Consider the following 13,376-nt stretch of genomic DNA (forward strand, 5'->3'; position numbering starts at 1 on the left):
CGTGGTGGTGACATGACCTCCTGGTCACGGAGCGGGTCCACGCACTCCGAACTGCGGACCGAGGAGGACCGCCCGACCGAGGCCGCCGCCACCTTCGAAACCGGCCCGGACCGATCACATGCACCTCGCAGCGCGATGCTCAACGTCGGGGCCAGGCCTCGGCCTTGCGGTGGACGCAAAACACGTTGGCCGGTCTGTCACGGAGCTGCGACGATGCCTCCCGATTCGCTGGCGGAGGGCATTTGTTCGTTTTCCTGTGTGGGGGATGCGGCGCCGAGCTGACCACCCCGCTGTCCCGGGTCGCCCTGCCGGCACACGCTCGTCAGAAGTACGGGAACGGGCTTCAGCTCCCGGTGCTCATGGAGTCGGGCACGTTCGCTGAGGACCCGGAGCCCTGGGGGCCGCCGTGGCGGAGATGGGAGGAGATCCATCCGGACGAGGCGGTGGCTCGTGGTGTCTACGCGCCGGTCCACGCCCTCTCCGACGGCGCCCCCGGCTCGATCGTCATCGCACCCGGCGACGCCCGCGGCACCCGTCTGATCCCCGAGCGGGCCGGCGGCTACTGCTGTGGCCTCGACGGAGCAGAGGGCCCCAACATGGCATGCGAGGAGTGCGGCCTGCCCGTCGCGAGCCGGATCGACGACTGCTCACTCTGGCAGGCGGTACGGCTCGCTCCCGACGCGGTGCGCCGCCTCCTCGTCGACGGCGCCGACCCCGCACCGCTCACCTGGGCAGAGCTGCTGGAGGGAGGGAAGTCCACGCCTCCGTTCGAGCCGATCGCCACATGGGGGTCGAGGCTGGGGCCGAACCACTTCTGGTCGTGGAGCCCACTGTGGGAGGCCGCGGTCGGCCGGGCACTCGCACATCTGCTGGCAGCCTCGGAGGGCCGGCCGGTGACCACCCCGGACGGTCTGAGCAGGGAAGTGTTCCAACGCGCCCTCGACGCCCTACTGCCAGTGGGGCCGCCGGTACGGCGCGCCGTCCTGGCCGGACCGGGACGACCCACCCCCGACGCGGACGCCGACATCCTCCTCGTGCCGGTCCATCCGCAGACCGGAGAGACCTGGACCCCGGAAGGCCCCGCCACCACGGCCTGTCCGGTGCCCCTCCCGTTCGAGGTGTGGTTGTGGCTGGCCTTCCCCAAGCCGCATCTGCCGGTTCCCGCGTCGGGCGGCATGCCCGACGGAGTCCTCCGCGACGATCCACCCGCACCGCGTCCCCGGTACTTGTTCCGGGCCGACCCGGGCGCCTTTCTGCACACGCTGGTCCGGCTGCCGGCCGTCCGTAGTCCGTGGTTGCGCGAGATCCCCGAAAACCTTTGACGCGTCGCAGCAGGCGAATCAATTTCCCCCACAAGCTTGTCTCATAACGTCTTGGCGCTGATAGATTTATCGTCCCCGCGAGTGCTCCAACAGGATCGGTGATCATGTGCGCCTACAGAGTGAAAATCATGCTCAGTTCGACGATCGCAGACCTTTCGGCGGAGCGGTCCGCAATAGCGAGATCGCTCCAGGCGGCCAGTAACGTGGAGCTGACGGGCGTGAGTCCGGGAACGACTCCCTCACGTGCGGGGAGCCCGTTCTATGAAACCGTGAATATCGCCGAGGAATGTCATCTGTACTTCCTCATCCTCGGTGGAAAGTACGGCTACGAGACCGAGATGGGAAAGTCGGCGACGCAGCTGGAGTATGAAGCGGCCTACCGGACGGACCCGACCAAAATCATCGTCATGCGTAAGGAGAACGTGACTCCGGACGCTCGGCAGGCGGAATTCATTGCCCAGGTGGAGGATTACCACAAAGGCTACTTCGTGAATCGCTTCAAGACGAAGTCCGAAGCTGCCGAGAAGGCTATTTCCTCTTATTATGCATGGCTTCTTGATCGCGCTTCGATCGGGCGCAAACTTGACTACTTCGACCATTTCATTCGCATCGCCAGTCAGCGGTCTCCTTTCCCGGGGGCAAGAGCGGAATATCGTCTCACTGACGACCGTATCGAATTGACTTTCAATATCGTCGGCCATGTTCATTCTGTTCACTTTGACAAGGTGGCACTCTACAACGACTTCTGGGGAAGCGTTCTTCATCTTGAGAAGCGATTCGAGGAATGGAGGGGGAAGGGTTTTGGTGTCGGTCCAACGCATTGAGATGCCGATGGCGAAGTATTACGAGGGGGTGATTCGGGACAGGGATTCCGAGCCCGCGGAGATCAGAAAAGCGCTGGTGAATCTTGGGCGAGAATTCGGTCGCGTGCTGGCGGGAATGCTGTGTCTTGAACCTGCTGTCGTCGTCACTCCTCTCGACGAAGAATGCAGCACCCTGAAACTCAGGGACGACCTGACCGTCGTCGTCACCACCAAGGCTGATCTCGAGTTGTTCGGGAGGGTTCTGGCGGAATCGCTCGAACCCGCACTCGTGGGGTTTATGGACTTCGAGGGCAGACGCGGTCTCGAAGCGCTGGAGTCGCCGGTGAGGGAGATCGAGCTGCCGGCCACCCGAGGCCGCAAGGTGACCAATCTCGTCATCGCGAAGTCGGTGCTGGCCACCGGCTGTACGGCCATCTCCCTGACCCAGACCGCCCTCAACGCATACCAACCCGAACGCATTCTGATCGCTTCACTGTTCTACTCGATCACCGGAATCAATGAGCTCGCCGCCGAATTTCCGACGGCAGAATACCTGGTACTGGGTGAAGCCGACCGTCTCGACGGAAACGGAATGCTGCATCCGGGCGTCGGACTCATTGAAAAGAGAATCCAGATCTAGCGCGAGAGGTGTGAAACAAATGAAGCCGAATCAAACCTACCGGCATTACAAGGGGAACGAGTACAGGATCGTCGCCCTCGGAAAACATACCGAGACAGGTGAAGAACTGGTGGTTTATCAGGCACTCTACGGAGACGGGCAGGTCTGGGTGCGGCCACAGGATGTCTTCCTCAGCGAAGTGAATTTCGACGGCGCGACGAGGCCGCGGTTCCACTTGACCGGAGAGGCCGGTTCCTGACCGAATCGAGTACGGCGCCGAAAACCCTTCGCCCCACCCCCACCACCCCCGCTACCCTCCTCCCCATGCAGCCCGCCCACCCCTTCCCGTCGATCACGACGACGCCGGAGCAGGTCCCGGCGCGCTGACAGCTGACGCAGTCCGAAGCCCCGGGGCGAGTGCCCCGGGGCTTCGTCGTTCCCGTCGCTTCCTCGCCCCCCCACCGCCGCGAGGGAGAACCTCATGTACGACCACCGCCGACTCGGCCGTGAACTCGATCTGTTCGACACCGACCCGCTGATGGGCGCGGGGCTGCCGTACTGGCTGCCCGGCGGGGCCGTCGTACGGCACGTCCTGGAGGAGTACGTCAGGGACGCCGAGCGGGCCGCCGGGTACCGGCACGTGTACTCGCCCGTGCTCGGGAAGCGGGAGCTGTACGAGATCTCCGGGCACTGGGACCACTACAGCGAGGACATGTTCCCGCCCATGAGGCTCGGCGGCGAGGAGGTCGTACTGCGGCCCAGCCTCTGCCCGCACCACGCCCTCATCTACCGCTCCCGCGCCCACAGCTACCGCGAACTGCCGCTGAGGATCGCCGAGTTGGGCGGCATGTACCGCTCCGAGCCGTCCGGCGTCCTCGGCGGCCTCACCCGCGTCCGCGCCATCCAGCTCAACGACGCCCACATCTTCTGCACCCTGGAGCAGGCCGTCGAGGAGGCCCGCGCGGCCCTCGCGCTCATCCGCCGCGCCTACGACGACCTCGGCATCCGCGCCACCAGGTACCGCCTCTCCCTCCCCGGCGACGGCGGCAAGTACGTCGCCGACCCGGACCTCTGGCGCCGCGCCACCGCCCTCCTCGAAGACGTCCTGGACGGCACCGAGTACGAGTCCGTGCCCGGCGAGGCCGCCTTCTACGGCCCCAAGATCGACGTCCAGATCACCGACCCGGCCGGCCGCGAGTCCACCCTCTCCACCGTCCAGATCGACTTCCACCAGCCCGAACGCTTCGACCTCCACTACACCGGCCCCGACGGCGCGAAACACCGCCCGGTCATGGTCCACCGCAGCGTCATCGGCAGCGTCGAACGCGCGGTCGCGCACCTCCTCGACACCCACGGCGGCGCCTTCCCGGTCTGGCTCGCGCCCGTCCAGCTCATGGTCCTGCCGGTGGCCGACGCCCAGGAGGAACAGGCCCATGACGTCGTACGACAGGCTCTCGCGCTCGGCATCCGCGCCGAACTCGCCGGCCCCGCCCACGGCACCCTCGGCGCCCGCGTCCGCGCCGCGCGCCTGGTGCCGTACCAGGCGGTGATCGGGGAGCGGGAGGCCGACGCCGGCTGTGCGGCCGTACGGCTGCGGGACGGCCGTAGGCCCGGCGCCGTACCCGTCGGCCACCTGCTGGAACGGATCCGCGCCCGGGCCGCCGATCGCGGGGCCGAACTCTGGCCCGCTGCGTAAGGTCGGACCCGTACGCCAGTGACGAAAGGACCCCCGCCGTGACCGGTCAGCCCATCCCGGTGATCATCGACTGCGACACCGGTGTCGACGACGCCCTGGCCCTGCTGTTCGCCGTCCGGCATCCCGGCCTCGACCTGCGCGCGGTCACCTGCGTCGCCGGGAACACCGACGTCGACGGTGTGGTCCGCAACACGCTGACCGTCCTGGAGCAGGCCGGGGCCGGGGACATCCCGGTCGCGCGGGGTGCCGAGCGGCCGTTGATCGAGCCCGTGCGCACCGCGCAGCACGTGCACGGGCTCGACGGCATGGGCGACCTGGGGCTGCCCGCGCCGACCCGGGTCGCGGTGGACACGGACGCGGTGACGCTGCTCAGGCGGGAGATCCTCGCCTCCCCGAGGCCGGTCACCCTGATCCCGACCGCGCCGCTGACGAACATCGCCCTGCTGCTGCGCACCCACCCCGAGGTGGTGCGCAACATCGAGCGGATCGTGTTCATGGGCGGCGCGGTGGCGACCGGAAACGCCACGCCCGTCGCCGAGTTCAACGTCTGGCACGACCCGGAGGCCGCCGCCGTCCTGCTCACCGCGGGCGTCCCGATCACCATGTACGGCCTGGACGTGTTCGAGCGGGTCATCGTCCCGGCCGCCGACGTCCAGCGGCTGCGCGGGAGTTCGGAACCGTATCTGCGCATGGCCGGTGAACTCCTCGCCCACCGCGACCCGGCCACCTCGGGCGACCCCACCCCCACCGGCGGCCTCGGCGACGCGGGCGCGGTCTGCGCGGTCGTCGACCCGGGCGGACTGACCACCGAACTCCTGCCGGTGGAGGTCGCGTTGGCGCCCGGCCCGACCCGCGGCCAGACGGTCGTGGACCGGCGCCCGCGGCCCGGCGAGTCCGAGATCCACGAGGGGGAGCGCGAACTGACCCTGGTGGACGTGGCGTTGGGGGTCGACGTGGAGCGCTACGTAAAGCTGTGGCTGACGGCGGTGGAGGGGTCGTAGGCCCCCTTCCGGTGAGAGGGTGACCGGAAGCCCCCTTGCCCCGGCATGGGTGGATCCGTCACCCTCAGGGGGCACCGCCACCGCCCGATGACCGACCACCATCGGAGAACTCCCCATGCTGCGGGTGCACTTCACCGCCGACGACCTCGGCCGCGTCCGCGTCGCCGCCGCGCCCGACCCCCTGTGGGAGATCACCAACAGCTTCCAGGCACTCGCCGGGGAGCACGCACCCCTGCTCTTCGGCGACTGGCGCCGGCTGGTCCGGTCGCGGCTGCGCCCCGCGCACGCGCTGCTCGCCGCCCTCCTCCCGGCCCGCGGCTACACCCCGGACTTCCTCACCCCCGACCTCGACGGCTCCTACGACCTGGAGAGCGCCGTCGACACGGTCCTGCGCACCCCGCGCACCGCCCTGCGCAGAGACCTCACCGCGCTCGCCGCGTCCCCACGCCGGACCCGGCCGATGCCGGGCGAGGCCCGCGCCCTGGCCGACGGCGAACCCCCGGCCCTACGGCGCCTGGGCGCGGCCCTGCACGGCTACCACCGGCACGCGCTCGCCCCGTACTGGCCGCACATCCGCGCCCAGGTGGACGCGGACCGCGCGGTACGCACCCGGGCGGTCCTGACCTCGGGCACGGACGGCCTGCTGGCGAGCTTCGGACCGGTCCTGCGGTGGCGGCCTCCCGTACTGGAGGCCGACTACCCCTTCGACCGCGAACTACGGCTCGGCGGCCGGGGGTTGCTCCTCCAGCCCTCCCTCTTCTGCTTCCGCAGACCGGTCACCCTCGCGGCCCCCGACCTCCAGCCCGTCCTCGTCTACCCCATCCAGCACGCCCTCGGCTGGACCCGCCCGACCAGCACCTCCGCCAGAGACCTCGCCGGCCTCATCGGCCGCACCCGCGCCGCGATCCTCCAGGACGCGGTAGCGGGCCGCACGACCGGCGAACTCGCCCGCCGCCTGGGCATCTCGGGAGCGGCGGCGAGCCAGCACACGGCGGTACTGCGACGGGCGGGGCTGCTGCTGAGCGTGCGGAGGGGGAGGCATGTGCTGCATACGGTGACGCCTGCGGGGGTGGCGTTGTTGGAGGCGGCGGGGGTGGTGTGAGGGTGCTTGTGTGGGTGGGGCGGCGTGCTCGGCGCCGTAGGGACGTGGGCGGGATCTGTAAGTGACGGGCAGAGTCTGTTCGTGACGGGCAGGTTCTGTTCGTGACGGGCGGCGTCCGTTTAAGGCAGGGCTTCAGGGTGTGGCGGGGAGCGGCGTGGCGGGGTCAGCTTGTGGGCGCGACGAACGTCCCGTACTCACAGGGGGTTTGAGACTTCATGCGCGACACCCGACGTACCCTGCTCGCGGGCCTCGGTGCCCTGGGCCTGGCGCTGACGGCCGTGTTCACGGCGGGCCCCGCCGGAGCGGCCCCGGACAACCGGGACTTCGGCCAGATCCTCACCATGCCGGCCGCCCCGCCCGCCTCGGCCCTCCCTGCGGGCGCCGCCGCGGAGCCCCCGACGGCCTGGCCGAAGCCCAACAAGATCCTCCACGTGGGCGCACGCGAGTCCATCACGTGCGAGAGCGGCAACCTGTGCACGGCGACCTACGACCCGACGCAGGGCGACTACGTCGTCTACTACTTCTACTACTGCGACACCTACACCCTCTCCAACTGGTCCGGCACCGGCTCCTACCGCAACGCCCAGACCGGCGGAGCGACCGCGAGGTTCTACGGCCAGACCGGCGGCCTCGTCACCTCCGTCCCGGCGGGCGGCAGCAGCAACTCCTACAACTGGGGCCCGATCTGGTCGATCAAGAACTGCTGACGCAGTGCGGGCCGGGGCCACCGCCGAGTCCGCCCTTCCGGCCCGATAACTAGACTCCGGCCGCATGCAGACCACCCCTCCGCCCCCGCCTTCGTCGATCCCTGTCGCGCCGGCCGGTCTGAGCGACAGGGCCAGGAGGTTCGTAGAGATGGACGGGATCTGCGTGTTGAGGCGGGAGATACGGCGTCACCGTGACGCGTGGCTCGCGGAGGGGATCCCGGCCGCGGAGATCGATCGTGCCGCCGCCTTCCAGGACCGTTGGGGCGGCCTCGCCCTGCCACCCGCGCCCTTCTACGAGGGCGGACCGCGCGTCCTGGCCGCCGGCCGCCCGCGCGGCTCGTCCGGCTCGGGCTGGTCGTTTCGGGCAGGAGACTGCCGGGTCTCCATGCCCTACGGCTTCCTGATCGGCCCCGACGGCACCTTCGGCCTCGACGCCCACCACTGGACCCCCCTGCACGCGAGCACCGACGGCTGGGTGGAGTCCCTGGCCCTCGCCGCACACGCCGCCCGCTGGGCCAAGACCGTCACGAAGCTCAGGGGCGGCGCCGTCGACTCCCTGAACCTCGACGACTACGAGCCCGTACCCGAAGTACAGGGCCTCACCGACACCTGGTGGCGCGGCCACGACTCCCTCATCGCCGTGTACCGAGGCGAGGCGGTCGGCCTCGACGCCCCGCGCTGCCTCGAAGCGCACGTCTACGGCGGCCTGGACGCGTGGGGCCTTCAGGACTGAGCCGGTCAGTGCGGTGTGCTGCGGGTGTGGCTGTGGACGAGCCGCAGGAAGGTGTTCCAGGCGCCGGGGACTATGTGGAGTACCGGTCCGTCGGGGGACTTGGAGTCACGGACGGCGACGGTGGGGGGGATGTTGCGGGCGACTTCGACGCACTCGCCGTGCGCGTCTCCGCTGCTGTACGTGGATTTCTTGAAGTCGTGGTCGGACATGGTGCGTTACATCTCCTTGCGGATGCTGTCGATGAGTCTCACGGAGTTGCTGTGCGCCAGTCCGAGCCGCGTGATGCGATCGAAGGTCGCGTTGTGGTGCGCAGCATCAGTCTCGCTCTCCAACCAGACCTTCGTCGACGACGTATCCACCTGTACGACGTCCAAGGCACCGGGCTCGGCGAAGGAGACGACTGTGAAGGCACAGGTCATCCCGGGGTGGGCGCCGGCGATGAACGGGACGACCTGCACACGTACGTTGGGCAGGCGCGCCGCCTCCAGCAGGTGCTCCAGCTGAGCCCGCATGACGTCCCGGCCCCCGACCAGTTGGCGTACGGCGCCTTCGTGCAGCAACGCCCAGAGCTGTAGCGGGCGTTCGCCGCCCAGCCGCGCCTGCCGGGCCATCCTCGCCTCGACGAAGGTCTCGATCTCGTCGAGGTCGTCCCAGGACCCGTTGCCGACCGCGAGGGCACGGGCGTAGTCGGCGGTCTGCAAGAGGCCCGGGACGAAGGAGAGTTGCCAGGTACGGAGTCCGGTGGCGATGTCCTCCAGTGCCACGTACTCGATCTGCGCCATCAGCTGGGGGTACTGGTTCCACCAGCCCTTGGCCCGGCGCCGCTCCCGGTCCGCCTTGGCCAGGGCGAGCAGCTTGCCGATCACCGCCTCGTCCGTCTCGCCGTACAGATGGGACAGGGCCCTGATGTCGGGATCGCGCAACGGCACCTGTCCGCGCTCGATCTTCGCCACCTTGGTGACGGATGCCGTCAGGGCCTCGGCGGCATGCGTCTGACGAAGGTCGCACGTCTCTCGCATCCGCAGCAGCTCACCACCGAGCCGTCGCCCCAGAACGGTCGTGATGGTCTTCCCACGGTTGGGATCCCTGCCTGCCATGCGCGCCCCTAGCTTCGACTCATCAGGGCCAGCAATATTTCTGTCCTGTTCGATTGCTGGCCAACTCCCCAAGAGGCTACCGTCAGTACCGAATCGCCCACTCAGCGACACCAGTTGGCGGAAGCGCACCGTGCTGCCGCACGGCGAAGCCACCCCAACTCCCCCTGGAGGAACCCGTGTCCGACTCCTGCCCTCCCGGCCCGCCCAAACCCTTCACCCGCCATGACGCGATGACCTACACCCCGACTGCCCGCAGCATCCCCCTCGCCCGCAGACACGTCGCCCAACTCACCACCGCCTGGGGCCACCCCACCCTCGCCGGCGACGCGGCCCTCCTGGCAACCGAGCTGTGCACGAACGCCTTGCTCCACGGCTCCCTGCGAGACCGCCTCATCCGCGTCGAAACATCCCTCACCCCCACGGCCCTGCGCATCGCGGTGACCGACCCCACCGGAGAACGCCTCCCCGGCCCCCACCCACCACCCCACCCCGACGCCCAGTCCGGCCGAGGCCTCCTCATCGTCCGGATGCTGGCGGGTCGTTGGGCGGTGGAGAGGCTGACGGTCGGCAAGACGGTGTGGGCGGAATTGGATGTGCCCGGCGCCTGACGCCACCGTCGAAGCTCCTCCCGCGCACCCCTCACCTGCCGAGGTGGGACGCGGCCGCGGCCGATCGGTCACCCCGGCCCCCACGTCTCCGGCCCCACCCCCCGCCAGTCGATCCACGGCGACACGGCTACCTCCGACGGGTCGATCTCCAGGCCGGCTCGGCGGAGGAATTCCGCGACGTCGGCCGCGTTGTGGGCCAGGCCGAGGATCTCGCCGTCGACGCGGACTCGGCGGCCGCCGGTGGGGGAGGGTGGGTGGACGATCACGCGTATCGGGCCCGACATGTCCTCAGGATCATCCGGGACGGGCGGGTCCGCACTCCGGTACGGCGTCATAGCGGGCCTCGGTTCCGGTCGCGGAGTTCTTTCCATGCCGCGGGGGCCGGGCGGCGCTGCTGCCAGTGAGGGTGGAAGAACAGCCGTGTCGAGAGGTGGTACAGGCGTCGGCGCAGGTCGGTGCGGTCGGGGCGCTCGGCGAGCTGCCGGTACGTGGTGTGCCAGTCCTGCTGCGCCTGGGCGAGGTCGTCGGGGAACGAGCGCATGCCCGGATTCAATCATGTGTTCGATTTTCTGCGCCATCGGATGGGTACCGGCCTCGCTAAAACGCCTTTCGTACGTCGTCACACCCCCACTAGCATCTGCCCAACCCCGTGACGCACAAGGAGCGAGCACATGGTCATGGTCGGTCGTCCCGGCGCGCGTTGACTTCGTCGGCCCCTCTGGGGCCCGTCATCGCGTGCCGCCCTTGATGCGCGGCGCAGCGAGCCTTTTCGTCCCGCTGCCCTGGAACACCTCTGATGGTCGGCGGGTGTCGTCTTCGGTTGGCCGAAGGGGTCCCGTTCCGTGCTGTTCTGTGATTCGTCCGTTTCCGCGAGCCTGTGGCGGGACGCTGATTTTCGTCGGCTCTGGGTGGGGCAGGCCGCCTCCCAGCTGGGGGAACACGCGAGCCTGGTCGTTCTGCCGCTGCTCGCTGTTCTCACGCTTCACTCCGGTGCCGGGGAACTGGGTGTGCTGCGTGCCGTCGGGCAGGCGCCGGTTCTGTTGTTGTCGCTGTTCGTCGGGGCGTGGGTGGACGGGTGGCGGACTCGTACGGTGATGGTGGTGTCCGATGCCGGGCGGGCGCTGGTGCTCGGGGTGGCCGCCGTGGCCGGATGGTTGGGGTTGCTCGGGCTGCCCGGGTTGCTCGGGCTCGCCTTCGTCGTCGGGGTCCTGTCCGTGTTCTTCGACGTCGCCTACCAGGCTTCCCTCGTACGGCTCGTCCAGCGCGACCGGCTCGTCCAGGGCAACAGCGCGCTCGAAGGCAGCCGGTCCGCCGCGCAGATCGGCGGGCCCGCTCTCGGGGGTGCCCTGGTCACGTTCGTCTCGGCGCCGCTCGCTGTCGCATCCGGGGCGGTGTTCTTCGGGCTGTCCTTCCTGGCAGTCGGAAGGATCCGGCGCGCTGAGGCCGTTCCTGAACGGTCTCCTGTGCCGGTCCGGGTTCGGCGGCGGATCCGGGAGGGCATCCGGTTCGTCGTCGGCGACGCCTCGCTGCGGACCGTCTGTCTCGCCTCGGCCGCGTTCCAGTTCTTCTTCGCGGCGGTGATGACCGTATACCTGCTGTTCCTGCCGCGTGACCTGCGACTGTCCGGGACCGCCGTGGGGCTGGCGCTCGCGGCCACCGGGCCGGGGGCGCTTCTCGGGGCGTTGCTGGCGGCCCGGTTGCCGCGGCGGTTCGGGTACGGGGTGGTGCTCGTGGGGGCGGCGGCTCTCGGGGACGGGGTGTTCCTCGTCGTGCCCGCGCTGCACGGGGGCTCCGCGGTGACCGTGCCCGTGCTCGTCGCCGTCAACTTCGTCTTCGGGGTGCTCGGTCAGCTGGTGAACGTCACGGTCATGGCCGTACGGCAGACGGCCACGCCGGACGGGATGCAGGGGCGGGTCGCCGCGACGATCAACTTCGTCGGGATGGGGATGAGTCCGCTCGGCTCGTTGCTGGGTGGGGTCCTGGCGTCGGCGTGGGGTACGCGGGGCGCCCTCCTCGTGACGGCCGCGGGCATGCTGCTGTCCCCGGTGCTTTTGGCCCTGTCCCCACTCGCTCGCCTGGGACGGACCTTGCCCGAGTCCTGAGCTTGAGTCGGGCGCGTATGGGGGTGCCGGGTTCTGTTGTGTGGCGGCTGCGGGTGAGTGGGGGCCGGTCGCGCAGTTCCCCGCGCCCCTGGGGGTTGCAGCCAGCCTGCGTTATGAGGGCACGTTGGGCGCCTATTGGGGTGCCTTGTCGTGTGGTTTGGCGGGTGCGGGTTCGTCGTGGCTTGTCGCGCAGTTCCCCGCGCCCCTGGGGAGCTACACCTACCCTGCGCCGATAGCCGACCCCCCTCGACCGCGGCGCCCCACGCGCGCCACCACGGGCCGTTAGCCGCGTACGGCGCGCAGGGGACGGGGTGGGGGGTGTCCGCCCGCAGCGGCCGGCGTCCGTCGCCCCGTGCCAATCAAACGACAGCCACCGCCGGACCGAGGACGGATACCCCCCACCCCGGCCCCGACCCCACCACCGGACCGAAAGCGCTACACACGCCCCCACCGGGGCGAAACGGGCCGCCGCAGGCCCCAGGGGCGCGGGGAACTGCGCAAAACGCCCGCCCCCACCGAACCCGCAGACGCAGACGCAGACACGGACACACAACCCCCCGCACCCAAAGGACCGCCCCACCGCAACCGGCAGGACGGTCCAGAAGGATTCCGCGACGACGTGCGTCAGGAACGCGCGCCCTTACGGCGACGCGTCGCCAGGACGATGCCCGCGCCACCCGCGAGCAGCACAGCCGCCCCGCCCGCGATCAGCGGAGTGTTGCTGCTCGCGCCGGTCTCGGCGAGGTCGCCGCCGCCGCCGTTCGGGGTGGGGGCGCCCGGCGTCGTGGTGGACTCCGAGGCCGAGGGGGTCGGCGTGGACGTCGACGGGGTCTCGGACGCCGGCGGAGTCGACTCCGAGGCCGGAGGCGTGGACTCCGAGGCCGGCGGCGTCGACTCGGGGGCGGTCGGGGTCGCCGGAGGCGTGGTGGGCGGGGTGGTGCTCGGCGGGGTGGCCGTGCAGTCCTTCGTGCCGCCGTTCCAGGCCGCGATCAGCTTGTCCTTGATGACCGGGCGGTCCGGGCCCTTGGGAAGCTCGCCGTGCTCGAAGCCGTCCTTGGCGTCCAGCTTGCCGTCGTACTTGACCGCGCCGCGGTACAGGTCGATCTGCGCGTAGCAGCCCACGTCGGGGATCGAGATGTCGAGCGTGTCGGTCTGGCCGGCCTTCACGGTCACCGTGTCGAAGTCGTGGAAGACCTGCTCGCCGGAGGTGGCGAAGGTGGCGCCGTGGGCGCGGTAGGACGCGAGGGAGGCCGTGCAGGTGGACGCGTCGCCCGCGGTGCGGACCTTGACGTGGACCTTGCCGTCGTCGGTCGGCTTGAGGTTCTGGTCGTCGACCTTGACCGAGGCGAAGAAGTTCTTCCCGTCGAGGGAGAACTCGCAGCGGTCGGTCTCGGTCTTCGAACCCGCGCCGGTGCCGGGCTTGTAACTGCCGCCCTGCTGCCAGCCCTTGCCGCCGGGGCAGTCGGTGGCCGAGGCGACGGAGGCGAGGGCGGCGGAGAAGGCGAGCGTCGCGGCGCCCGTCCCCAGCAGGCGCCGCATGGTGACACGTCTCGCTATGGACATACGTATCCCGTCAGGATGAGAGT

15 protein-coding genes and 1 pseudogene are annotated in these 13,376 nt (G+C 69.8%); 11 read left to right on the forward strand and 5 right to left on the reverse strand.

The window, feature by feature from the left end; all coding sequences use genetic code 11:
• Positions 1 to 242: 242 nt before the first annotated feature.
• The 9 genes and pseudogenes from G3I78_RS14685 to G3I78_RS14725 all read left to right on the forward strand — a co-directional run bounded on the left by G3I78_RS14685 (position 243) and on the right by G3I78_RS14725 (position 7,983).
• Positions 243 to 1,322, forward strand: a complete 1,080-nt coding sequence (locus G3I78_RS14685; RefSeq protein WP_164424384.1) for a hypothetical protein — start codon at positions 243 to 245, stop codon at positions 1,320 to 1,322.
• A gap of 128 nt (positions 1,323 to 1,450) precedes the next feature.
• On the forward strand, positions 1,451 to 2,146 hold the full coding sequence (locus G3I78_RS14690; protein WP_164424386.1) for a DUF4062 domain-containing protein: 696 nt from the start codon (positions 1,451 to 1,453) through the stop codon (positions 2,144 to 2,146).
• A gap of 7 nt (positions 2,147 to 2,153) precedes the next feature.
• The gene (locus G3I78_RS14695; protein WP_164424388.1) at positions 2,154 to 2,765 is read left to right on the forward strand and encodes a uracil phosphoribosyltransferase; all 612 of its coding nucleotides are present in this window, start codon (positions 2,154 to 2,156) and stop codon (positions 2,763 to 2,765) included.
• 19 nt (positions 2,766 to 2,784) lie between these two features.
• Entirely contained in the window at positions 2,785 to 3,003 is a 219-nt protein-coding gene (locus G3I78_RS14700; protein ID WP_164424390.1) for a DUF1653 domain-containing protein, read from the forward strand.
• 216 nt (positions 3,004 to 3,219) lie between these two features.
• Positions 3,220 to 4,440 (forward strand): annotated as a pseudogene (thrS, locus tag G3I78_RS14705) (threonine--tRNA ligase); the annotation flags it as partial.
• Between the two features lie 38 nt (positions 4,441 to 4,478).
• A complete protein-coding gene (locus tag G3I78_RS14710) occupies positions 4,479 to 5,441 on the forward strand; it encodes a nucleoside hydrolase (RefSeq protein ID WP_164424395.1) in 963 nt (320 codons plus the stop codon).
• Positions 5,442 to 5,556: 115 nt separating this feature from the next.
• On the forward strand, positions 5,557 to 6,543 hold the full coding sequence (locus tag G3I78_RS14715; protein ID WP_164424397.1) for a helix-turn-helix domain-containing protein: 987 nt from the start codon (positions 5,557 to 5,559) through the stop codon (positions 6,541 to 6,543).
• Positions 6,544 to 6,758: 215 nt separating this feature from the next.
• Positions 6,759 to 7,250, forward strand: coding sequence for a hypothetical protein (locus G3I78_RS14720; RefSeq protein WP_164424399.1), 492 nt, complete (start codon positions 6,759 to 6,761; stop codon positions 7,248 to 7,250).
• A 64-nt stretch (positions 7,251 to 7,314) separates the two neighbouring features.
• On the forward strand, positions 7,315 to 7,983 hold the full coding sequence (locus G3I78_RS14725) for a hypothetical protein (RefSeq protein WP_203614993.1): 669 nt from the start codon (positions 7,315 to 7,317) through the stop codon (positions 7,981 to 7,983).
• A 5-nt stretch (positions 7,984 to 7,988) separates the two neighbouring features.
• Here G3I78_RS14725 and G3I78_RS14730 read toward each other — a convergent pair whose 3' ends face one another.
• On the reverse strand, positions 7,989 to 8,192 hold the full coding sequence (locus tag G3I78_RS14730) for a DUF397 domain-containing protein (protein ID WP_164424403.1): 204 nt from the start codon (positions 8,190 to 8,192) through the stop codon (positions 7,989 to 7,991).
• A gap of 6 nt (positions 8,193 to 8,198) precedes the next feature.
• Positions 8,199 to 9,080, reverse strand: coding sequence for a helix-turn-helix transcriptional regulator (locus G3I78_RS14735; protein WP_164424404.1), 882 nt, complete (start codon positions 9,078 to 9,080; stop codon positions 8,199 to 8,201).
• A 230-nt stretch (positions 9,081 to 9,310) separates the two neighbouring features.
• Here G3I78_RS14735 and G3I78_RS14740 point away from each other — a divergent pair, with 230 nt between their 5' ends.
• On the forward strand, positions 9,311 to 9,688 hold the full coding sequence (locus G3I78_RS14740) for an ATP-binding protein (protein ID WP_164424406.1): 378 nt from the start codon (positions 9,311 to 9,313) through the stop codon (positions 9,686 to 9,688).
• Positions 9,689 to 9,756: 68 nt separating this feature from the next.
• On the opposite strand, the gene G3I78_RS14745 is transcribed toward G3I78_RS14740, so the two are convergent.
• Positions 9,757 to 9,972, reverse strand: coding sequence for a hypothetical protein (locus tag G3I78_RS14745; RefSeq protein ID WP_164424408.1), 216 nt, complete (start codon positions 9,970 to 9,972; stop codon positions 9,757 to 9,759).
• A gap of 47 nt (positions 9,973 to 10,019) precedes the next feature.
• Positions 10,020 to 10,229 carry a hypothetical protein gene (locus G3I78_RS14750; protein WP_164424409.1) on the reverse strand — a complete coding sequence of 70 codons (210 nt, stop codon included), beginning with the start codon at positions 10,227 to 10,229 and terminating at the stop codon, positions 10,020 to 10,022.
• Positions 10,230 to 10,530: 301 nt separating this feature from the next.
• Here G3I78_RS14750 and G3I78_RS14755 point away from each other — a divergent pair, with 301 nt between their 5' ends.
• Complete coding sequence (locus G3I78_RS14755; protein ID WP_343243754.1) at positions 10,531 to 11,790, forward strand: MFS transporter; 1,260 nt, start codon at positions 10,531 to 10,533, stop codon at positions 11,788 to 11,790.
• Between the two features lie 624 nt (positions 11,791 to 12,414).
• Here the strand turns inward: G3I78_RS14755 and G3I78_RS14760 are convergent.
• Positions 12,415 to 13,353, reverse strand: coding sequence for an LAETG motif-containing sortase-dependent surface protein (locus G3I78_RS14760; protein ID WP_164424411.1), 939 nt, complete (start codon positions 13,351 to 13,353; stop codon positions 12,415 to 12,417).
• Positions 13,354 to 13,376 lie beyond the last annotated feature (23 nt).

It is taken from the genome of Streptomyces sp. SID13726 (genome assembly GCF_010548375.1).
Classification (GTDB): Bacteria; Actinomycetota; Actinomycetes; order Streptomycetales; family Streptomycetaceae; genus Streptomyces.

Excerpts from the sequence above, each read along its gene's own strand:
- G3I78_RS14730 (WP_164424403.1), bottom strand. The coding sequence starts at position 8,192 with ATGTCCGACCACGACTTCAAGAAATCCACGTACAGCAGCGGAGACGCG.
- G3I78_RS14725 (WP_203614993.1), top strand. The coding sequence starts at position 7,315 with ATGCAGACCACCCCTCCGCCCCCGCCTTCGTCGATCCCTGTCGCGCCG.
- G3I78_RS14715 (WP_164424397.1), top strand. The coding sequence starts at position 5,557 with ATGCTGCGGGTGCACTTCACCGCCGACGACCTCGGCCGCGTCCGCGTC.
- G3I78_RS14735 (WP_164424404.1), bottom strand. The coding sequence starts at position 9,080 with ATGGCAGGCAGGGATCCCAACCGTGGGAAGACCATCACGACCGTTCTG.
- G3I78_RS14745 (WP_164424408.1), bottom strand. The coding sequence starts at position 9,972 with ATGTCGGGCCCGATACGCGTGATCGTCCACCCACCCTCCCCCACCGGC.
- G3I78_RS14740 (WP_164424406.1), top strand. The coding sequence starts at position 9,311 with ATGACCTACACCCCGACTGCCCGCAGCATCCCCCTCGCCCGCAGACAC.
- G3I78_RS14695 (WP_164424388.1), top strand. The coding sequence starts at position 2,154 with ATGGCGAAGTATTACGAGGGGGTGATTCGGGACAGGGATTCCGAGCCC.
- G3I78_RS14690 (WP_164424386.1), top strand. The coding sequence starts at position 1,451 with ATGCTCAGTTCGACGATCGCAGACCTTTCGGCGGAGCGGTCCGCAATA.
- G3I78_RS14750 (WP_164424409.1), bottom strand. The coding sequence starts at position 10,229 with ATGCGCTCGTTCCCCGACGACCTCGCCCAGGCGCAGCAGGACTGGCAC.
- G3I78_RS14700 (WP_164424390.1), top strand. The coding sequence starts at position 2,785 with ATGAAGCCGAATCAAACCTACCGGCATTACAAGGGGAACGAGTACAGG.
- G3I78_RS14720 (WP_164424399.1), top strand. The coding sequence starts at position 6,759 with ATGCGCGACACCCGACGTACCCTGCTCGCGGGCCTCGGTGCCCTGGGC.
- G3I78_RS14760 (WP_164424411.1), bottom strand. The coding sequence starts at position 13,353 with ATGTCCATAGCGAGACGTGTCACCATGCGGCGCCTGCTGGGGACGGGC.